Annotated in this window: 1 protein-coding gene; it reads left to right on the plus strand. The window is 62.5% G+C overall.

Annotation, left to right across the window (positions count from 1 at the left end; genetic code table 11):
* Positions 1-432: hypothetical protein (locus tag ACW9JC_RS30400; RefSeq protein ID WP_457459688.1), on the plus strand; the 432-nt coding region annotated here is incomplete at both ends.

The raw sequence follows: 432 nt of genomic DNA on the forward strand, positions 1-432 counted from the left end.
TGGTCAGCCGACGGATCAACCCCGACGGCAGCGAACTGAAGTACCGCTACGACCACGCGCAGCTGTTGCTCACCGAGATCGAAAACGAAGTCGGCGAACGTTATCGGCTGGACTACACGCCGAACGGCTTGATCCGTCAGGAAAGCGGCTTCGACGGTCGGCGCACGGCGTATGCCTACGACCTCAATGGCCAGTTGCTGGCGAAAACCGAGTTCGGCGATGACGGCTCGCAACTGATCACCGCGTACCAGCGTGACAGCGCCGGACGCTTATTGGTCAAGACCCTGCCCGACGGGGTCAAGGTCGAGTACCGCTACGACGGGCTGGGCCGGCTGGTCAGCGTCGACGACGGCCAGGACCATCCGCTGGAGTTCGAATACGACGTCCACGACCGGCTGATCACCGAACATCAGGGTTGGGGCACCTTGCGTT

This window comes from Pseudomonas sp. SDO5591_S426, from assembly GCF_054070755.1.